At 45.9% G+C, this 20,307-nt stretch carries 15 protein-coding genes; 11 read left to right on the forward strand and 4 right to left on the reverse strand.

Going from position 1 to position 20,307, the window contains the following annotated elements:
- Positions 1 to 88: 88 nt before the first annotated feature.
- The 4 genes from ACY2RR_RS14600 (at position 89) to ACY2RR_RS14615 (ending at position 7,716) form a co-directional block, all read left to right on the forward strand.
- Positions 89 to 871 carry a response regulator transcription factor gene (locus tag ACY2RR_RS14600; RefSeq protein ID WP_490108892.1) on the forward strand — a complete coding sequence of 261 codons (783 nt, stop codon included), beginning with the start codon at positions 89 to 91 and terminating at the stop codon, positions 869 to 871.
- Positions 865 to 2,334: a HAMP domain-containing sensor histidine kinase gene (locus tag ACY2RR_RS14605; RefSeq protein WP_490108893.1), complete on the forward strand. Its 1,470-nt coding sequence runs from the start codon at positions 865 to 867 to the stop codon at positions 2,332 to 2,334. Before ACY2RR_RS14600 ends, ACY2RR_RS14605 begins: the two co-directional genes overlap by 7 nt.
- Positions 2,335 to 2,495: 161 nt before the next feature.
- Positions 2,496 to 4,178 (forward strand): alkaline phosphatase D family protein, encoded by a 1,683-nt coding sequence (locus ACY2RR_RS14610; RefSeq protein WP_490108894.1) that lies wholly within the window; start codon positions 2,496 to 2,498, stop codon positions 4,176 to 4,178.
- Between the two features lie 142 nt (positions 4,179 to 4,320).
- The gene (locus tag ACY2RR_RS14615; protein WP_490108895.1) at positions 4,321 to 7,716 is read left to right on the forward strand and encodes a hypothetical protein; all 3,396 of its coding nucleotides are present in this window, start codon (positions 4,321 to 4,323) and stop codon (positions 7,714 to 7,716) included.
- Between the two features lie 137 nt (positions 7,717 to 7,853).
- Here the strand turns inward: ACY2RR_RS14615 and ACY2RR_RS14620 are convergent, their stop codons facing one another.
- The gene (locus tag ACY2RR_RS14620) at positions 7,854 to 8,765 is read right to left on the reverse strand and encodes an alpha/beta fold hydrolase (protein WP_490108896.1); all 912 of its coding nucleotides are present in this window, start codon (positions 8,763 to 8,765) and stop codon (positions 7,854 to 7,856) included.
- Between the two features lie 140 nt (positions 8,766 to 8,905).
- On the opposite strand from ACY2RR_RS14620, the gene ACY2RR_RS14625 reads away from it, so the two are divergent.
- From ACY2RR_RS14625 to ACY2RR_RS14645, 5 genes are all read left to right on the forward strand, one after another.
- Positions 8,906 to 9,292 carry a winged helix-turn-helix transcriptional regulator gene (locus ACY2RR_RS14625; protein WP_490108897.1) on the forward strand — a complete coding sequence of 129 codons (387 nt, stop codon included), beginning with the start codon at positions 8,906 to 8,908 and terminating at the stop codon, positions 9,290 to 9,292.
- A 93-nt stretch (positions 9,293 to 9,385) separates the two neighbouring features.
- Positions 9,386 to 9,763 (forward strand): SET domain-containing protein, encoded by a 378-nt coding sequence (locus ACY2RR_RS14630; RefSeq protein ID WP_490108898.1) that lies wholly within the window; start codon positions 9,386 to 9,388, stop codon positions 9,761 to 9,763.
- Positions 9,764 to 9,889: 126 nt separating this feature from the next.
- Complete coding sequence (locus ACY2RR_RS14635) at positions 9,890 to 10,597, forward strand: SDR family NAD(P)-dependent oxidoreductase (protein WP_490108899.1); 708 nt, start codon at positions 9,890 to 9,892, stop codon at positions 10,595 to 10,597.
- A gap of 122 nt (positions 10,598 to 10,719) precedes the next feature.
- On the forward strand, positions 10,720 to 11,574 hold the full coding sequence (locus ACY2RR_RS14640) for a hypothetical protein (protein ID WP_490108900.1): 855 nt from the start codon (positions 10,720 to 10,722) through the stop codon (positions 11,572 to 11,574).
- A 137-nt stretch (positions 11,575 to 11,711) separates the two neighbouring features.
- Entirely contained in the window at positions 11,712 to 12,137 is a 426-nt protein-coding gene (locus tag ACY2RR_RS14645) for a hypothetical protein (RefSeq protein WP_490108901.1), read from the forward strand.
- Between the two features lie 3 nt (positions 12,138 to 12,140).
- Here ACY2RR_RS14645 and ACY2RR_RS14650 read toward each other — a convergent pair whose 3' ends face one another.
- On the reverse strand, positions 12,141 to 13,865 hold the full coding sequence (locus tag ACY2RR_RS14650; protein WP_490108902.1) for an ABC transporter transmembrane domain-containing protein: 1,725 nt from the start codon (positions 13,863 to 13,865) through the stop codon (positions 12,141 to 12,143).
- Positions 13,866 to 14,140: 275 nt separating this feature from the next.
- Between ACY2RR_RS14650 and ACY2RR_RS14655 the strand changes: the two genes are divergently transcribed.
- Positions 14,141 to 15,793: an aspartate-alanine antiporter-like transporter gene (locus ACY2RR_RS14655; RefSeq protein WP_490108903.1), complete on the forward strand. Its 1,653-nt coding sequence runs from the start codon at positions 14,141 to 14,143 to the stop codon at positions 15,791 to 15,793.
- Positions 15,794 to 16,023: 230 nt separating this feature from the next.
- Here ACY2RR_RS14655 and ACY2RR_RS14660 read toward each other — a convergent pair whose 3' ends face one another.
- Positions 16,024 to 18,243, reverse strand: a complete 2,220-nt coding sequence (locus ACY2RR_RS14660; RefSeq protein ID WP_490108904.1) for an inositol phosphate phosphatase SopB — start codon at positions 18,241 to 18,243, stop codon at positions 16,024 to 16,026.
- A 350-nt stretch (positions 18,244 to 18,593) separates the two neighbouring features.
- Here ACY2RR_RS14660 and ACY2RR_RS14665 point away from each other — a divergent pair, with 350 nt between their 5' ends.
- Positions 18,594 to 18,815 (forward strand): hypothetical protein, encoded by a 222-nt coding sequence (locus ACY2RR_RS14665; RefSeq protein WP_490108905.1) that lies wholly within the window; start codon positions 18,594 to 18,596, stop codon positions 18,813 to 18,815.
- A gap of 79 nt (positions 18,816 to 18,894) precedes the next feature.
- Here the strand turns inward: ACY2RR_RS14665 and ACY2RR_RS14670 are convergent, their stop codons facing one another.
- A complete protein-coding gene (locus ACY2RR_RS14670; protein ID WP_490108906.1) occupies positions 18,895 to 20,133 on the reverse strand; it encodes a B12-binding domain-containing radical SAM protein in 1,239 nt (412 codons plus the stop codon).
- Between the last annotated feature and the right edge of the window lie 174 nt (positions 20,134 to 20,307).

The raw sequence follows: 20,307 nt of genomic DNA on the forward strand, positions 1-20,307 counted from the left end.
AAATACATTTGTTTTCATCACAAAGAAAAAATGTATTTGTGATAGTTGAATCCATGTTCATAAACTCTGCGTATATAGGGAAGGGTTAATGGACAGCCTGAGAAATATGAATAATAAAAACATTCTTATTGTCGAAGATCAGCAGGATATCGCCAGCCTGCTCTCGCTTCATTTAGAAGATATGGGCGCAAGAGTGACCCATATTGCTGATGGCAACAAAGCACTCAGCGCCCTCTCCAGCTCCGATTGGGATTTAGTCATTCTTGACATACAGCTCCCGGGAGCAAGCGGACTGCAAATATGCCGGCAGCTAAGAAAGAACGGCAATTACATACCAGTTATTCTTCTCACATCACGAACAACAGAAACTGACCGCATCCTTGGCCTTGATGCAGGAGCAGATGACTATATTTCCAAACCCTTCAGTGTTCTCGAATTAATTGCCCGAATGAAAGCCCTGTTCCGAAGAATGGAAGCAGTTTGCCCCACACAAATACCGGAAGAATCCAAACTCCAGTTTGGTGAATTATCTATCGATCACAATCGCCATGAAGTTTCTATTCAAGGCCAAAGAGTTGAACTCACGGCCCGGGAGTTCAGTCTTCTTGAACATTTTGCCAAACACCCCGGGCAAGTGTTCAGCAGAAGCGAACTGCTGAACAAAGTTTGGGGTTACGGCTATGAGGGATATGAACACACGGTTAACTCCCACATAAACCGGCTGCGAACCAAGTTAAACACTATTGCTGGGCAAGCTGAATATATCGTCACGGTCTGGGGTGTTGGCTACAAGCTTGAACCCCCGACAGCCCATACATCGGCGAATAAGTCAGCAACGGTTTCACTAGAGACTGGGCTTTCCCCTTGCTGAGCTCATTGCGTGCCAGATTGTTGTTTCTTCTCTGTGTACTGATGCTGACCGTTGGAGTATTGGCTGTTGTTATTGGACAAAAAAGTATGCAGCTGTACTTCGAAGAACAGACACAGTTAAAAAATCGCAGTATTGCTATGTATGTGACTCAGGAGTACAGCCTGTTTGCAGACACTATCGACAACACCCATATCATCAACAGCCTGGCCAGGCAGGCAATGATTATTAACCCGGTTGTTGAGGTTTACCTTCTTGATCCGCAAGGTGCAGTTGTTTCTCATCCATTTCCTGCGAACACTCTGCAAACAAACCAGATTAACCTGAAACCTATTTATGAATTTCTTGATGGAAGTACAAACTTCCCTCTCAGAAGCACAGATCCTAAACAGCCGGGTGTCGATGTTATTTTTTCCGCTTCAGAAGTCATTCAAGACGGACGCTTGAAAGGTTATTTCTATGTTGTACTCAATACTTCAAACTCATCAAGTTTGTTTGCACCACTTAGCCATATCGGAAAAGTTTCTCTTCTCGCACTCTGCATTGTCTTCGTCATATCACTGGTAGCAGGCGGATTTATTATCAGGCGACTGTCAGCAAGGCTGGAAAACCTCAGTAATACTATGTGTGATTTTTCACATCAAGAGCTGATGCCAGATGAACCAACTGCTTGTAATAAAAAAACAGTGGTCGGTGATGAAATTGATAAATTATCTACGATTTTCACAGGAATGGCTGAACGTATTCGGGAACAGTTCCTGCTGCTTACACAGTCTGATCAACAACGAAGAGAATTAGTCTCGAATATTTCCCACGATCTGCGCACACCTCTTGTCTCTGTACAGGGCTATCTGGAGACACTGATTTTAAAGAATCACTTACTAAACCAGGAACAGCGCCACACGTACTTACTGACTGCCGAAAAAGGCGCACAAAGATTGTCTCACCTGATTGCCGACCTGTTTGAACTTTCCAAACTGGAAACATTCAATGGGCAAATCAAAAAAGAAAGCTTTTCATTAACAGAACTGATCTATGACACTGTGCAGGAGTGCCAGCCTGAAGCGGATAAGAAATCCATTCAGCTTATGGTTCATTGTCCATCTGCCAATATTCAGGTTTATGCTGATATAGGGCTGATACAGAGAGTGTTTGAAAACCTGATTGGCAATGCTATTCAACACACGCCATCACATGGCCAGATAACAATTACACTTACAGACCCCATAAACCAATCAACCCAAATTACTATTGATGATACTGGCCCCGGTATTGATGAGGGTGACCTGCCCTTTGTTTTCGAACGCTATTATCGTTCTTCATCTCAACCTGACGAAACAACTTCGTCTTCAGGGTTAGGGCTGACCATTGTCAAACAGGCACTGATGCTGCACCAGAGTGAGATTCAAGTACGCAACAGGGCTAACGGTGGTGCTCAATTTACCTTCCACCTTCCCACTCAATAAAGATTCCAGCTTCATAAAATCAAAGCGCCAGCGAACAAAGTTCCCGCCAAATCAACACAATACGACACTTTTCGTTTAACATAGCACCACCTGCGTAACAGGTGGTTTCAATGTTGCATGGATGCGCAGTACAACAAACCAACAAAAGATAATAACGCTAAATGAAAAGAAGAAATTTTCTTCAGGCTCTTGGTGTGAGTCTGGTAACACCTTTTACCGTTCTTCCCGGTACAAGCTCTCAGGCACTGGCCAGTTTTATTAATACAACACGTGCTCCACAGGAAGTTTTTGGCCTGTCTGTAGCGTCTGGTGACCCTTCTGCCACTGGCGTCATTCTCTGGACCCGTATTAATCCAGATCAGTACAACGCCTTTGAACCTCTCTACTTTGAAGTTGCCTTAGACGAACAGTTTGGCGCGGTTGTTGTTCAGGGTCAGGTTGAACCAAAAGATTTTGGGGCTTCACGGGACTACACCGTCAACCTTGATCTTGATGGTCGTATGGAAAGTGGCCGTCGTTATTACTATCGCTTTATTTATCGTGGTGTCAGCAGCCGTACCGGTCGTTGTAAAACTCTTCCCAGCGATAATACGAGAGTGGATCAACTTAAGTTCGCTGTACTCACCTGCCAGGATTACACCACAGGTTATTACAACGCCTTTGAGCGCCTGGCTGAAGAAGATCTCGACTTTGTCGTACACCTAGGCGACTTTATTTATGAGTACGCAGCTTACGAAGGTATGGAAAACCACGTGCGCCCCATTCCACTGCCAAGCGGTGAAGAGGTTGCTGTTAACCTGGAAGATTATCGTCATCTGTACCGTACCTATCGCAGTGATCCGGCACTGCAGCGCGCTATGGAAGCCCATAGCTGGGTATTAACCTGGGATGATCATGAGATTGTTGATAATGCTTACTGGGATTACGAGAACGACACTCTCAGCGCACCTAAGCACCCCATTATGAAAAACGGCGGCAGTGCCGCCGATATGCGTAAGCTCAAGCTGGATTCCCAGAAAGCCTGGATCGAATATATTCCTGCACGTCTTGAAGTGAATGAAGATACAACTCACCCACACGAGCAGGTATCTATTTACCGCAGCTTTAAAGCCGGTGATCTTCTGGAAATGTTTATCTCCGACAGCCGAACCTACCGAACGGAACAGCCATGTTCTGATGAAGGGGAATCCTGGCCGGAATGTCGCGAACAGCAGGATGTAGAACAGTCCATGCTTGGCCAGAGCCAAAAGCAGTGGATTGTTGATGGTATTACCAACTCTGATGCCAAGTGGAAGTTCTGGGGCAACCAGACCATGATGGCTCAGCTGGCAATTACCATTGCTGGCCGTCGTTTGGGGTATTTGAACCTTGATGCATGGGATGGTTATCAGGCTGAGCGCACCGAAATCATGAACGCCATTAAAGGTGCCAAGGTTGATAACTTTGTGGTGATAACGGGTGATTATCACACGTCTCTGGCCTCCTACCTGAAGGTAGACTACCGCAATATCAACAACTGGGATTATGACAACCTGGTAGGTGCAGAGTTTATGACACCTTCTGTCACTTCTCCCAACCCGGAAGATTATGCCAACAGTGCACTGAATACCGATGGTCTGAAACTGGACAAAGCCATGGCAGCGGCTTTAAAACTCAATAACCCTCATATCAAGCACATGTCGACTGATATTTACGGTTATGCCGTAGTTGAACTGGATCGGGATGATATGTACTGGAATGTCTATGAAATAGACAAGTACACCTTCAACCCAAATGCTGAGAAGAAACTGCACCGCCGTTACAAATACGACCCATACTGGATGTGGATCAAGCGCAAAGACTAACGGTTGATATAACAGTACTCTGCAATCTTTCAGTGGAATGGTTGCAGAGTTGTTACCCACTCTAACCATCAAGTCCTTCCAGAGATAAATTAAAGCTGACTGCTGTCTATTTGAGATTACGGATTCTCAAGGAAAAGCGCAGATGGCAGTCACTGGATATTTACCGAACAAAGGCGGAATGGTCTGGGGCGGAACCCAGCCCACACCAGAAGATAACCAATCTTCTGTTACACCACTCATGCCTGGCACCGATGACTCTGACAGTTTCAGGTATAACAGCAAAAGCCTGCCTCAACGTTCTGCCGAGGCGCTTACTACTCCTGCACAATGTTCAGGTCTGGCCACCGCCAGATTGACCGGACACGTTTTAAACTCCACCCAGCGTTTTTATCGTTTATTACGACTACAGACACAGCTTGGTTTGAGACCGCTTCACAGCATGCATGGGGAAGCAATTGAAGGCCATGTACGCAATGCCTGCCACAACGACAATAGTCCCAAAAAAGTATTAAAAACCGTTAGCAAGGTCGTACCAACAGAGCCACACCACCTTCCACGTTCTCTTGCTGAGGAGGAGCGTACTCCAGAACTGTGCGAGAGGTTGCACAACGGCCTGACCCTATTAGCAAAAAAAGATTTATCGCTGCGCAATCCTCAACCTCCTCGCAGTGCCATAGAGCAAGGGTTAAGCAGGCGTGAAGCTGTTGTTATTCACGTAAGTCCAACGCTTAAAGGTTCACCCTGCGACTCTTCAGAGCATCTTACTCTTGTGCTTTTACCTGTTGGTGATCGATGGGTGCTTGTTAACAAGGTGACAGGAGCAGCACTGTTACCTTCAGATAAAACAGACCCGGCATCTGTTACAGAGATTATTAGTGAAATCATTAATGAGCTGGATAAATGCTACACGCCACCAATACATCTTGAAGAACACACAGCAGATATTGTTGTTCAGGCTACAGTTGGTTCTGTTTATCCAATGTATCTTGATGAAAAGAGTCGTGCCCGCTTACCTTCTCCAGAGGTGGATGAAGCAGAAGAAGCCGCAGGAGTTGCTGAGAGCAGCCCACCGATGACTCCCAGCGATTCCGAAGAAGAGCCCGACACTGAAGCCGAAGTGGAACAACCAGTTGATGCAGCTAGAGAAGACATTCCATCCTCTCCAGAAAACGATTTATCAGTGGAGCCCTGCAGCACTTCTGCACCTGAAACGACCTTATTTGAAACAGCTGCATTTGAATCAACTTCATCTGATCCGACTCCACACCAGAACACATCACCACTTGAAGCAGCCTTACAGAGACACACCGAACCAGAATCAACACCAGTTCCAGCCTCAGCTTCTGTCCGCGAAGGTACAACGGCTACTCCACAGCTCGAATACAGCGTAAAGGCACTAACACTCCCTGGATCGGATGAAGCTGTTACCAACGCCAGCGGGTTGCTCTGTGCGGCAACAAATATGACACAGGCACTATCTGCCACCAATCAGGATTGGAAAGAGCAGAAGGTCCATCGAGTCTGTGAAGTACAGCTTCTCATCGAGAGGCTTCAACATGCATTATTACTGACCCAAAGCAGCCTGGAAAAACCCGTTCATTATTCTGGTGAAACCTTCAGTGAAGATGTACTGCGTAGTTGTGGCCATCTTGCCAGGTGCGATGTTATAGAATCTAACAAAACCACAAATGACTGTTTACAGGAAATGATTGAAGGCCGAAAAGCCGGAATTTTTTCGCTTATCCCTATGCAAGCTGGTGAAATAGTTAAAGTTCCTGGGCTTTCAGAAGTTGATGTGCAACGTCAGTTGACGGAACTTTGCTGTTTTATCCCAGTAGGTGACGAAGAGAAATGGCTGGTGGTTATACCGTCATGGGGGATATTTGCCATTCCTCCGCTATCCCGCCTCAATGTTGAAGGTGAAACCGATGCACAGAAAATGGAATCTCTGCTTACGGTCGTCAGCCGGATTATGTGCGACAACATTAACATTCCTGTTTCTCCGAATGGCAGCCAACAGCTCACAATAGCTCCGTTCAGCAAACAGCTTCTTGAGTTACCCACACCTTCAATAAAAGGGCTGATGCTTCCCAGAGATGAATCATCGATAGTCGCCGCACAAAACCGGCTTACAGATTCAACCGGACTAAACGTGATTGCCTCTGCAAACTCAACCACCTGGAAATCTGTGCATCTTCCCCAAGTCAACTGTTTATCTAGTCTGGTTTCCAGTCTTGGGACCTTTGTGCTTGAAGCTCACGATGATCATTATTCCCTACCTGGCGGAACAATCCTGGAGTTCAAGAAAAATGTATGTGACCTGTTAAATGATCTTTCAAAGGCCACGCAAACTTCACACCACAGCTGTGATGACTGCTTACACAGAATCATTACCAGACGACAGGCAGGCGTCATTCATATTTGCCCGATGGACAATACTTTACTGGTAAAAATAAGGGAGGAAGCCTCCGAAGAGGTAGAGAACAGCCTGACAGAACTCTGTTGTTTCCTGCCTGTTGGGGAAAATGGTTGGCTGCTGGTTATCCCTTCATGGGGAATGCTTTCTATACCTGATTTTCATAATCTTCATATTGCTGGCGAAACCTATGACCAGAAAATCATAGCTCTGTTTAGAATAATCACGAGCACTATGAACAGTCAGTTATCAATCAGTCGCTTCCATGAAACTAATCCCCACCTTTCTATGTCCCCACACAGGATGTACGAACATAGAGTGGCAGACTTACACATTCCTGTAACCCCACCTGAAGATATCAACCAGTTCAGTGATCTCAACGAACATGATGGTGATAACACAACTCATGCCTCTGCTGAACCAGAACTCAGTGCTGAACAACTCTCCACGTCAATGACTACACCTGTTGAAAAGCTTCAGGAAGTCGCAGATACAGTTTTAGTTTCCGAAATACAGCAACAGCTGATCAGAACCGGGATGCAACCTGTAAGAACACCGGAAGAGCTACTCCACAGCAGAAAAAACTCTCCTTTTGATTGTTCCCCACAGGTATTTCGTGATGCCCTCAATGCCGTGCGAACAATAGGTATCGCCCAGCTTTTACCAGAGAGCAACACTGATGACCGGAATGAAGCCTATATGCGTCATTACCTGGAGGTTTCAGGAAAAGAGGAGAGAGAGCTTTCTCTTCCATTAACAAGAGAACGATGTTCAGTTCAGGATCTCGAGGATGCCGTTTTCGATAACGTTGCCCGTCAGTATCCACTTCCATTCCGTCTGCGCTACTCAAACCAGACAGAAAATGAGCTTGCAGCACCATACAACTTTTTTATTGATATGGTTCCGCAAACCAATGGCCGCTGGTTAATAAGCAGCCCTTTAACCGGCATTTATCGACTGCCTTCGTCAACATTCGATAACCCCGGGCCAGGATCAACTCTGCTCAACCAAATCGATAGGATAAAGGCCACCCTGCAGCAACATTTCACACAAATGACTGGGTGCCCGCACACTGATCTGGAACTTGAGCTTTCTCAGGTTCAGGATCTTATCAGTGCTTAAAGGCGTGAATTTATAAAGGAAGAAATCTGTAGCTTGAAATTCGACCTGTTCTTCTCCTTCCCTTGAAAGGAGGTGACGGACAGGTCTACAGATCTATATGAAGAAACTTCATTAATTTATGCTCTTGAGCTCAAAGCCTATGAATTAAAACCAACCTCAATCCAGTCGGTCAACAGAGCCACATACTCCTTTCCAGCATCTTCTGAGGAAAAGTGTGATGCATTTTCAAAGACCACCAATTGGTTATTGGGAATGCTCCTCGCCAGAAATTCTGCGTTTTCAACCAATACAAAGGGGTCTTTCCTACCCCAGGTAATTAAAGTCGGTACCTGAATATCCTTCAGCCGCTGCTCAATCCATGGCAACTCTTCTGAATAGGTGCCAAAGAAGCTGATCGCACAATTATGTGACTGTTCGTTAAAAGTAATGTCGTAATACTCTTTGACGGCACGCTTACTGGGTTTGTAGTGGTGATAACCTTCTTTTACCGCAGTCAGAAAATTGGTTTTCATCACCGGCTTTTTGTTTATGCCTTTCGCCAGCCAGCGTACAAAACGTGATTTGATTACAGCCATCAAAATGGGAGACAGCTTGGGTGGGTAGCTTCCCGGACCATCAAAGATATTCAGACTCAAAAATCGCTGCGGGTGATTAATAACTGCGGTCAGAGTTATGGGTACTCCGACATCAGGGCCGACAAGATGAGCCTGCCCGATGCCAAAATGATCCATGACCTGAACAATCACCTCGCTCAATTTACTCGGCGACATATCCACTTCATCTGCTTTCGATAAACCAAAACCCGGAATATCAAAGGCCAGCACATCAAATCTATTACTAAGCGCTTCGATGGAGGATTCCCACATACGAATACTTTGTGGCAGCCCATTCAGTAACAGCAGAGTTGGAGCATTCCGCTTCTCGCTGCGCAGGTAACGTATATCGAACTTTCCAACCTTCACAAACTGTGGTGCAAACAGATCATTAACAGGTTCTGGCTTATCGGAAGCAAACTGGGCCAATGCCTTGTTAAGAAGGTGTTGTGTCATTATGCGGCTCCTTTCTCTACAAAAGTATTTATTTTTAATGCTAGTTACTTTTATATACTAGGCTAGTGCATTGAGTGTTACACCACAATAAGGCAGTATTTTGTGATTAAGTTACCTTTTGATAACCCGTGGAGTGGACGATGGCCCAACAGGCAATCAGTGAAAGGCGCGTGTTCCAGAACAATGAAGATTGTCCCATCCGAAATGTTGTTGCCCAGATAGGCGACAAATGGTCGATTCTGATTTTATTTGCGCTGGTTGATGGTCCAGATCGCTTCAATTCCCTGAAGTCCCGTATTGAAGGCATTTCACAACGTATGCTGACGCAAACCCTGCGAGACCTGGAGCGTGACGGTTTTGTACTGCGCACGGTTTACCCGCAAGTTCCTGTTAAAGTGGAATATGAGCTAACGGAGTTAGGGAAAGGCCTGTCGTCTTCCGTCTGGCAGCTAGTGTCCTGGGCGGATGATCATCATGTCGATATTCGCAAAGCACGTCAGCAATATGATCAAGAAAATGAAAAGTAAACCGCTTTTTCCGCAGATATATAAGTGCAGCGCTGAAGTTTGATAATAATCTTGGTCTATCTTTTATCGCACTCATTCTGCGAGATTGGATAGATGTTTCACCATGATGTTGTAGTGAAGAACAGCCCTATTCACGGCGTTGGGATATTTACCAGAGAAGAGATCAAGAAAGGAGAGCTTGTTTATACTCCCGACATGACACTGAATCTTCTTTTGAGTGACGAAAAATACAGAGCCCTTCCCAGCAAAGAACAGAGCTTTATTGCTCACTATGGATTTTTTGATAAAAACTCTCAGAAGTGGACTCTGTTTCATGACCATATTCGCTTTTGCAATCATGCAAAAGACTCAAATATTACACTTCATGATGAGTTCTCTTTAATCGCAATAAAAGACATATCTGCTGGTTCCGAGTTGTTGCAGGACTATGATGAGCTCGACACCTGTGAAGGCAGAAACCTGGTCGATTAAATTTCACTCTTCTAAAACCAGCCCCTCCATAAATCCGTATAAAGGAAACTAACCAGCTTTCGTTCATGTACAAAAGTGTGATCCAAAGCTTTTATATACTTTATTGAGGCTTTGTTTGGGGACTGTATGAAGATACTGATAGTTGGCGGTTCTGGCGGAATCGGCCTCGCGACTGTGGAAAAGTGTCTGCAGCATTATTCCGGTGCGAACATTATAGCGACCTATAACTCCGTGATTCCTGAATTGGAACACCAGAAACTTCGCTGGGCCAGGCTTGATGTCACCAATGAAGAAGAGATAAGAAATTTAGCTAACGAGCTGGGTTCCATAGATATTCTTATAAATGCTGTCGGTTTTCTTCACACTCCCGACCGCAAGCCGGAAAAAAGCATTAAGGAATTCGATGTCGATTTTTATCAAGCAAATCTGAGCCTGAACACACTACCCAGCATTCTTCTGGCGAAACATTTTATAAATACTCTTCGCTCAGAAAATAATACTTACTATATTGTGCTGTCAGCAAAAGTAGGCAGTATCAGTGACAATAAACTGGGGGGCTGGATCAGTTATCGCTCCTCAAAAGCCGCCCTGAATATGGCGATGAAAACCATCAGCATTGAATGGAAGAAAAAGTTACCCAATTGCTGTGTTCTATTATTCCATCCGGGAACAACAGATACCCAACTATCAAAACCCTTTCAGGCAAGGCTACCTGCAGGTCAGCTACATACTCCCGACGTTACCGCCTCTGCACTGTTAAAAACAATTAATACTTCAACACCGAGTGATACTGGAAAATTTATCAGTTTTGATGGCTCTGAAATTGTATGGTGAGCTCTATCCACAAGAGTTAACAGCCCTAACAACCCTGCTACCTATCTGCAACAAAACCTGCCTGCTCCTGTCAATGAAATGGTACCAAATACCACTATTGTTAACTCAGGAGACAGTTTCCTATGCACAGTTCAGTTCACGCATCCCCGCCAAGGCCATCCTTAATAAACAGAGAAAACACAGCTATTGCCTCAGCCGCTGTAGCAGGAGCTCTATTACTTGCTGGCAGCCAGAAAATCATATCCTCCTCTCTGGGGCTTTTTTCAGGCAGGGCTGTAGCCTTGTTCGAAACAACCGCTAACTACCTTTCTATTGGTGGCGCAGCCTGTATGGCCTGGGCAGGCCTTAGTCCGTGGCTGGATTACTGTTTATTTGATCGAAAGTGTACTCATGAAGCTAACAAGTTTGCAGCGAATATCCAGACGCTGAAAAGCATACAAGTCCAACAGAAACATTTGCCAGCCCAGAGTCAGAGCAACCTGGCATTGCGTCAGGAGCTTAATCAACAGAACGCAGCGATTATGGACACTGTGTCTGGAGGGAGCAGTATTAACAGTGAAAGCTACTGGAAAACCTTTATGAGGCAGCATAGCTATGAACTGGCTTTAGGCGTGGGGGCAGCACTATTTTTTGCCCAGCAGTTTGGCCTGCCACTCTCACTGCTGTTCACTGCTGCTATTCCGGGATCACAGATGCTATGCCATAGCCGTCTAAGAAGTCGCGAACGACAGCACCATCAAAATCTACATAGAATAGAGAGTGAAGGTCAGCAGGTTTACGGCGATGTACCTGGAGCCAGCACCTTAGATAACGCTGGCAAGAAAGTTCATGGTACAGGGGTCCACTCACAATATACCCAAGCCAACCTCGACGCTGTGAGATCACTGCAGCCAGCCAAACACGAAAAAACCACCCTTCAGTCTTTTCTTGCCTCCCCGAGAGCAACTATCAAGAAGTGGGCCGGGAAGGCTAATTAAATACTTTACTCCATAAAGGGTTGAAGACAGCATAGAAAACAGGAGCAACGGAGTTCTTTGCTGTCTCCAATATTTTGGATAAACCAAGCTCTGTCTTCTAACCTTTACGCCTTCATATTTCAGCAGCATTACTTCCTATGAAGCGTTTATGTCTTACCACTACCTTATTCATATCCCTGTTTAGCCACGCAGACTTCAAACAAAGTATTGTGATGGAGAACAAAACCTCTTCAGATTTAGCTTTTGCCTTTACCAGAGGTAAAACTACAGACATTCCCATTTTTTATGATCTGCCGGTCAGCCATGATGTTACTGTGAACAGCATAAGCGGAGAGCCTGGGGACTCAGTGACTGTGTGCATTACCCAAAGACAATTTGTTGGGGGAAAGGTTTACGGCCGATTATTTGATGTGAAACTTATCCAGGATAGTGGCAGTTCAGATACTCACTGGATCAGCAGGGTTCCGGTCACATTTGTGGGAAACATTCCTACGCCAGAGAATGTCACCTTCCATGATACCGGCCCCTGCTGTCTTCATGACCATGAGGTCAAACCAAAATAAGAATTACGCAGCCCGGAACTGCAACTCTGCCAGCCGTCGGTATAACGGCGAGCTGGCTAACAGCTGGTCGTGGGTACCCACAGCCACAATTTGCCCTCGGTCCATCACTACAATCCGGTCAACATGAGCAATGGTTGCCAAACGGTGAGCAATAATAAATGTGGTGCGCCCTTCCATCAGCTGATCCAAAGCCTTCTGAACCTTGTGTTCACTTTCTGCATCCAGTGCACTGGTTGCTTCGTCCAGCAAAAGAATTTTAGGATTACGCAGTAATGCACGGGCAATAGCTAACCGTTGTCGCTGGCCTCCAGAAATCTTCACACCCTGCTCACCCAAAAAGCTGCTATAACCATCAGGCATCTGCTGGATAAATTCATCAGCGTGAGCAGCAATAGCCGCAGCTTCAATCTCTTCATCTGTGGCATCGGGAGCACCATAGCGAAGATTATCCCGAACGCTGGCACTGAACAGCACCGGTTGCTGGGGCACAAGAGCGAACTGCTGGCGCAACTGCTCCAGAGACATATCCTCCAGTGGCGTGCCATCCAAAAGTACACAGCCAGAGTCCGGATCACGAAAACGCAACAACAATTCAAACAATGTAGATTTACCTGCACCAGACGGGCCGACCAGAGCAATCCGCTCTCCCGCTTCCACCTGCAGGTTTACATTATCCAGCGCCGGAACATCGGGTCGTGATGGATAACGGAAAGAAAGATCATCAACCCGAATACGACCTTCAACCCTTGGAATGATCTGAGGGTCAGTTTTAGAGAAAATCTCCGGTTCAGTAGCCATCAATTCCCGCAAACGATCTGCAGCGCCCGCTGCTCTTTGCAGCTCGCCATATACTTCAGTCACCGCAGCTAGTGAGCCGGCCACCATAATGGCGTAGAACACAAAGGCCGCCAGATCACCGCCAGACAATGTTCCCTCCAGAACATCCTTACCGCCAATATAAAGCATGCCGCCCACAGCGCCCAGCACCAACAACATCACCAGAGCGATTAATAATGCGCGCTGGCGAATACGGCGAAGGGCCACCTGAAACGCACCTTCAACAGAACCATTGAAACGTTCTACAACCCGCTGCTCACCATTAAAGGCCTGCACAACTTTAATATGTTGAAGGCTTTCACCGGCCCAGGCTCCAACATCTGCCACTTTATCTTGACTGTCCCGGGAGAGCTTGCGAACTTTGCGGCCAAAAAACAGTAACGGGAAAATAACCAGAGGAACGGCGGTTAAAACGATCAAACTCAGTTTGGGGTTGCTGATCACCATCAAGGCAAAAGCACCAAAGAAAATCAGCACATTGCGCAAAGCAAAAGAAACCGAAGAGCCGATAACAGACTGAAGAAGAGTGGTATCTGTTGTGACTCGGCTTTGAATTTCACCGGAAAGATTCTCTTCAAAAAATGAAGGCTGCAGGGTAACCAGATGGCTGTAGAGTTTGCGCCGAATATCAGCAACCACTCGCTCCCCTAACCAGGACACCAGATAAAACCGGCAGTAAGCCCCTACACTCATAGCCACAACCAGCACAAGGAAAAACATTAACGCCTGCTCCAAGCCTTCGATGGAGCCCTGGACAAAACCAAGATCAACCATCAGCCGAACCCCCTGCCCTAAAGCCAGGGTAACGCCCGCAGTAAACACCAGCGCAATAAGGGCGCCGGTCATCTGCCATTTATAAGGGCGGAGCCATAACCAGATCCAACTGAGCATTGTTTTTATTCCCTGAAGCAAATTCGCTGAACTGTTTACTCACTATCGGGGCTGTTTACTAATTATTCAACGGAAGCCCAGAAAACTCTTCGTAAAACCGGCAATACGCGGGCATTAGCCGCAGAAAAAATTCAGCTGAAAAACTGATTTTCATCATTTTTAACTGACCGGCAATTCCGTTGATATACATCAATATTTTCGCAATCGGCAGTATTATTATTCGCGCCAATTCTCCCCCCCATATCATTGCGGACACTACCGTGGAAATTGACCTTATGGCCCTCTTACATAAGAGCGTGCCACTGCTCGTCTTTGTTGTTCTGTTTCTTGGCTACACCCTTGGCAAACTGCGATTTGGCTCGTTCGAGCTGGGATCGACATCGGGGGTTTTGTTAGTAGGACTTTTATTCGGGCACTTTGGTTTGTCGATGCCAGGCGGATTAGACGACATCGGTTTTATTCTGTTTATTTTCTGCGTTGGCTTACAGGCCGGTCCACGATTCTTCAGCGTATTTCTTGAAGATGGTTCCAAATATATTCTTCTGGCAGCAGTTGTGTCCGGCAGTGCGCTGGTTATGGCTAAAATCTTTGCTTGGTATCTGGATATGGACCCAGCACTGGCAGCCGGTATGCTGGCAGGCATTCTCACCAGCACTCCAACACTGGTTGGTGCACAGGATGCCATTAAACAACTGGCTCCAGGGAATGAATTTGATCTGCTGCAAATGCTGAGTGTTGGTTACGCCATGACCTACATCACCGGTACTCTGCTGCTGATTATTGGCGTTCGCTACTTCCCCAAACTTCTGAATATTAATCTGAAAAACGAGTCCGAAATGTTGGCCCGGGAACGTGGCCTGACAGCAGATCCGGATGCGATCGGTAAAGGTGACCTGCCAATTATTCGGGTGTACCGCGTTAGTGCCAAACTGGCGGAAACCCTTGAAGGCAAAACCCTGCGCCAGCTTTCCCTCCATGAACGCACCGGTTGTCTGGTTGATAAGATTCGCCGCAATGGCAGTATTTTTGAACCCAGTGGTGATACACCGCTGCTGGAAGGTGACTCTGTTGCTCTGGTTGGTAAGCCAAGGGATTTTCGCAAGTTTCCTTATGAGCTGGGCGATGAAATTCTCGATACCGAAATGCTTGATCACCAGGTGGAATATCGCAAGATCGTTTTAACCAATCAAAAGGTTACAGGTAAAGAACTCTCCAGCCTTGCGATTGATGAACAGCATCACTGCTTTGTTCACAAGATCAAACGTTCCCAGATCGAAATGCCAATCAACAAAGGTTTGCGGGTATCCAAGGGAGATATCATGTTGATTTCCGGCGAACGCTCTCGTCTGGAACGATTGACCGGCATTCTGGGCTATGAAGAAAAACAATCCCACGCAACCGATTTGATCACCTTCTGTCTGGGCATTGTGATGGGTCTGCTGGTTGGTCAGATTATCATTAAGCTGGGGGGGCTGGATGTCACTCTGGGTAATGCGGGCGGCCTGCTTCTTTCTGGTATTGTGATTGGTCACTTACGGGCGAACCAACCAACCTTTGGTCAGGTTCCTCCGGCTGCCATTTATATAATGATGGAACTCGGCCTGATGTTCTTTATGGCTAATGTTGGTTTGAAAGCTGGTGGTGGCATTGTCACGGCTATGAGCAGTGCAGGTTTGCAGGTGGTTATCAGTGGTGTCACTATCGAAATCACTCTGATGATGATCGCTTATATCTTCGGGCGTTACTGCATGGGAATGAATCGGGCTTTATTGCTCGGAGCAATTACCGGTGCCATGACATCAACACCAGCTCTGAATGTTATTACCCAGGAAGCTGACAGTAATGTTCCATCTTTGGGTTATGCCGGCACTTACACTTTTGCTAACGTATTCCTGACATTGGTGGGCACGATGATGATTGTGCTGTAAGTGAAGGGCACTTTATGTTGTCTCTTAAAGCGCGACGGCTTTTCATAGCAGGAAATAGATAAAAGCATTTAATGCACAAACTCAGGCAAAACTTCAACAGCTACTTGCCTGAGTTCTTAACTATAAAGAACTGTAAGGCTGTCAGTCGAAAGTACACAAGCTCCATTTTTATTCACGTAAACAATGTACCTTCCAGGGACTGCGATACAACAATCAGATAAAGGCAGGAGTTAGTTAAACATCGACTTTACATAAACGGCCTCATCAGCCATAGAGGGGCACACTTCAGCAAAATGTGTATCCGACTTAAAATTTAATGTCCCCCTGTTTTGCCCCTGCAACTTTTGCACTCCTCCACCAAGAAACAGGTGCTTATAACATTCATCACTATAGGGATGGCCTTCAAGATTAAGAGCACTCGTTCCCAAACCTGCATGAAGATCACAGACAAAACGCCAAACATTAAGAAGGCAGTCAAGAGTTCGATCTGTGCCACTTTTACAAAACCAGTAGGGTATTATCCCCATTGAAAAGGCCAGAGCTATTAAAGCCTCTGGAATAATATAAGTATGCCTCATCTCTCCCTTATGAATTCCACTTTCATAGAGGCCAGTCAGATAGTTCTTTAATCCAATAGCCAAAGTCTTTTTTTCATCAGAGAGCTTTGAGATACATGGCTCAAAAAAATCGCTGGAAAACAGTTGTTCAAAGGCAAGGTCATTCATTCTGTCAGTATAACTCTGAGAACCTGAAACCTTACCTAACAAGCTTTTAGAGAAAATATTTACCCCAAAACAAAAATGAAACAACTTAAAATTTACCGGGAATTTAACAATACCACTCCCAAGATCGACAGGAAAACCATCCCCTTCGCTGGCCTCTCTGCAAACTGTATTCAAGGCCTCTATGCTTTCTTGCAATAACTTCCTTTCATCCTGGCTAAATTTGACTACACCAAGTTTATGACCTGCCTGACGAGTAGTGTCCGGAGTCATTAACGAAAGAACGAGTACAGGAACTTCATGCTCAGCCAGATTCAGAGCAGCCTGTGGATTAATGGCTAAATACCTATCAAGAGCTGCCGTCAACACTTCTCGGGCTTTATTCAGGTTTGCAGCTTTTCGAGCGCGTTCATCTTCTATGCCAAAGGCACAGCAACATGAGGAGTGCAGGCCAACAAGCAAGTCCTTCTCTTGTCCTTGTTCCATAACTGTAATCTGACTGCAATTCAGGTTGCATACATGTTTACTCTCATCACGAATCACGCTGGGAACGCCTTGCTTTGCATCGTAACGACCTTTAAGCAGCATGTTTGCAGGTATAATCTGACACCTCACCTTCAAAGAATCCAAGCCATAGGGGATATACAAAGAGTGGACGAGCTCCTCCCATGGTTCAGCCAGCAATTCAGACATATACATAGCTTTAAACTGACGTTTATGTCCATGTACGTGCCTCACACAATGTTTTACCTTTCCTGTAAGAGCTGCCAGAACCTTCTGCGGACAGTGGACACTGTGATCATGAGGAATACTTGTGCGAAGCTCTGAATTCAGGTTATCTACCTTCAAGTGCATTGAGTGCTTCTTGCCAGTATCAAGCGTTCTTCCGGTAAGCAAACCTGGCGACACACTGTGCACATCAGTTTCTTCCTGACTACTTTGGCTGGAGCCAACACTGAGCTGCTTACTTAAACCGGTGCTCAATAAGTGCATCCCACTCTCCAAAGTTTCTGGCGTGGGGCTTTCAGCAAGCGGTGGAGTTTCCTGTGTACTTATATCAATCGTTTTATAAGCAGCCCTGAAAAGAAGACCAGCCAATGAATGTATGACATGACCTTGACGATAATCTGCAGTCATAAGAAGCTGAATTTCTTTTATCTTGTTTTCAATAATTTCATTCAGTATTGAACCGTCTGCGCTGTATATTTCACAATTATCAGGGTCTTCGCATTCACAATCATGTACTAACTTTTCCAGCCTTATCTTTGCCTGCTTAAGTGTACTGAGGGATTCAGACCAGCTTTGACTGCTGGCATCATCGAGAGGGGATACACAGACAGCCTTTGCTAGACCACCTGCATATGCAACCAGTGCATTGTGTGCAGGTGAATTGCGCAAACTCATCATTTTAAAGCAAAACTGACCCAGTGTTTTACTGATATTTGGGAGCATTCTTGTACCAAGAAATAATCTGTCAACGCTCTTTTCTAACGCAGCTTGTGCCTGAGCTTTATCTTCGCACTCTGAAGATAAGACGCAGAAAGCAGATTCATTCTTTAAAAACTTTCTCTCTTGAGCCCCCATGAATGGCAATATGCTTTGTATTGTTGAACCCTCTTTCGCAGGTAGCATCACTTCACCAACAACGCTTCCCTTACTCTCAATATCTACCCAGGATTCCAGCCGGCTCCGAGAAGCTTGCCGCTGATAAAGATGTTTTCTGGGCACAGGGCTTGAGCTCAATGTGCGAGAAAGTGTCTCGTCACTATGGGTGACGTAAATATCTGGTCTATCAGTGCTTGATGGCCTTTCAGTAGTGCCACCCCCAGCCCCGCTGACATATTGAACCCTAGAGTCAGAAAATGCTCTCTCCATAATACAAAGCCCAGCTTATTGGATTTACCGTATAAGAAAGACCAACGCCATTGATAAAGGTTTCTTGACCCTAAACTTCTTTGTATATAACGAGTGTGTCACACACATATGTTAGCCAATCCAACAACCCCGTCAGTGATTCCCTGAACCTTTCCCAATAATCTTCCAATACCTGTAAATCAATAGTAGGAAGGGAGAGACATATGTCAGCAACGGCACCATTCAGTCGAAAGAAATTCATTCTATTTCTGATAACACTGGCCGTTGGTGGGCTTGTTCTATTCACTCAGTATATGCCTTCTGAGAAACCGTCCGGGAAGCCTCCCATTCAGTTGAATTCTGACTGGTACGATCCTCTGAATCTGGATTATGAAAAAGTCATGCTTGCACAAGCAGAGTGCAAGAAAAGAAAGAACAGCTTATAAAACGGGAAAGGCTCTCCGGGGGGATGGATTTACAGTCAGAGCGACTGAGCCTTTCCAAATACGCACAACACCAAAACTGTTAAATATAAAGTGATGCCGTCACACCAAGCTGTCGAAACTGCCGGGCTTTCCGTTTGATGTATCGCCCAGGTTTATTGAACTGGTAGTAAAAAGATTCAGCGCCCTCTTCCAACTCAACAGCTGTCATTCCCTTGGGGTTATAAACCGCATGGGTGCCATCATATTTCGACCAGTCGTACGTCATAATCCGGCCTTCTTTCTCCAGCTGCTGGAACACTCGGGAACCAGGGAAAGGAATCATAATCACCGGCACACACACATCCACACCTGCATCATGGAAGAACTCCGCGCTTTCACTGAAGATCGTTGTATCGTGCTCGTCAAATCCCAGAATGGCCGCAGAATCCACAACAATGCCATATTCATGCAAGCGGGCAATCTGAGCTTTAACATTCTCGGCTTTCACAAAGCCTTTACCGGAATATTTCAAAGCTGATTTGGATGGAGTTTCAATACCGATCAGCAAATACTTCAAACCTGAACGTGCCGCCGCTTCCAGCAGCTCCGGATCATCAGCAATCTTGATTGTGGTTTCACCCACCCAGTTTATATTCAGAGGTTCCAGCGCTTTAAACAATGCCAGAGCATAATCACGGTCATCGGTCAGGTTATCCGCATGAAGTTCCAGCCAGTCGGTATCCAGCTGTTTTATCTCATTAACGATATCGTCAATCGGGCGATAACGACTGCCACCCAGCATGCCTGGCACCAGGCAGAAACTGCACTTATGACGACAACCACGGCTCACCAGCACCGACCAGAAACCATCATATTTGGAATGAGGAATTAGATGCGTGGGATAGTGTGCAACCTGACTTAAATCAGCAGGAGTTCCTTTGTACAAAGGACTTAACTGTTTGTTCTCTGCATCTTTCAGAATCTGCAGCCAGATATTTTCACACTCGCCCGTTAACACAGCATTAGCATGTTCCATAGCTTCTTCAGGCATAAAAGTGGCGTGAAGGCCGCCAATCACAACCTGTATGCCATTACCGCGCAGCTGGTCTGCAATCCGATAACCATGCACTGCATCCGGTGTAGAAAAGAACAAAACCACAAGGTCGGATTTTATTTTGGAGACATTCAACTTCTGCACTGTCTCATCAATCATTTCCAGCTCATAGCGTTCAGGAGTTGCTGCAGCCGCAGAGAAAAGAGATTGGGGAGGGCCTCCTCGCGCTTTCTTGTACTTTTTAAACTCGCTTGGGGCAGAAGCCTTGATAAGAGTGACTTTCATTAACAGTCTCCGTAAACATGTGGCAGAGTGTCCTCTCACATATCTCAGAGAACAACTCGCATTTCATGTACACAGAGTAGTGCCTGGAAGAGTTGGGTTTGTGTCCAAAACTGCTGAGTTTATAAAAACCTCCTGCCACTCTCTGTCAGTACCCTTGAGCCCGTTGTGGCCTAC

It is taken from the genome of Parendozoicomonas sp. 2304DJ65-17, from assembly GCF_058148445.1.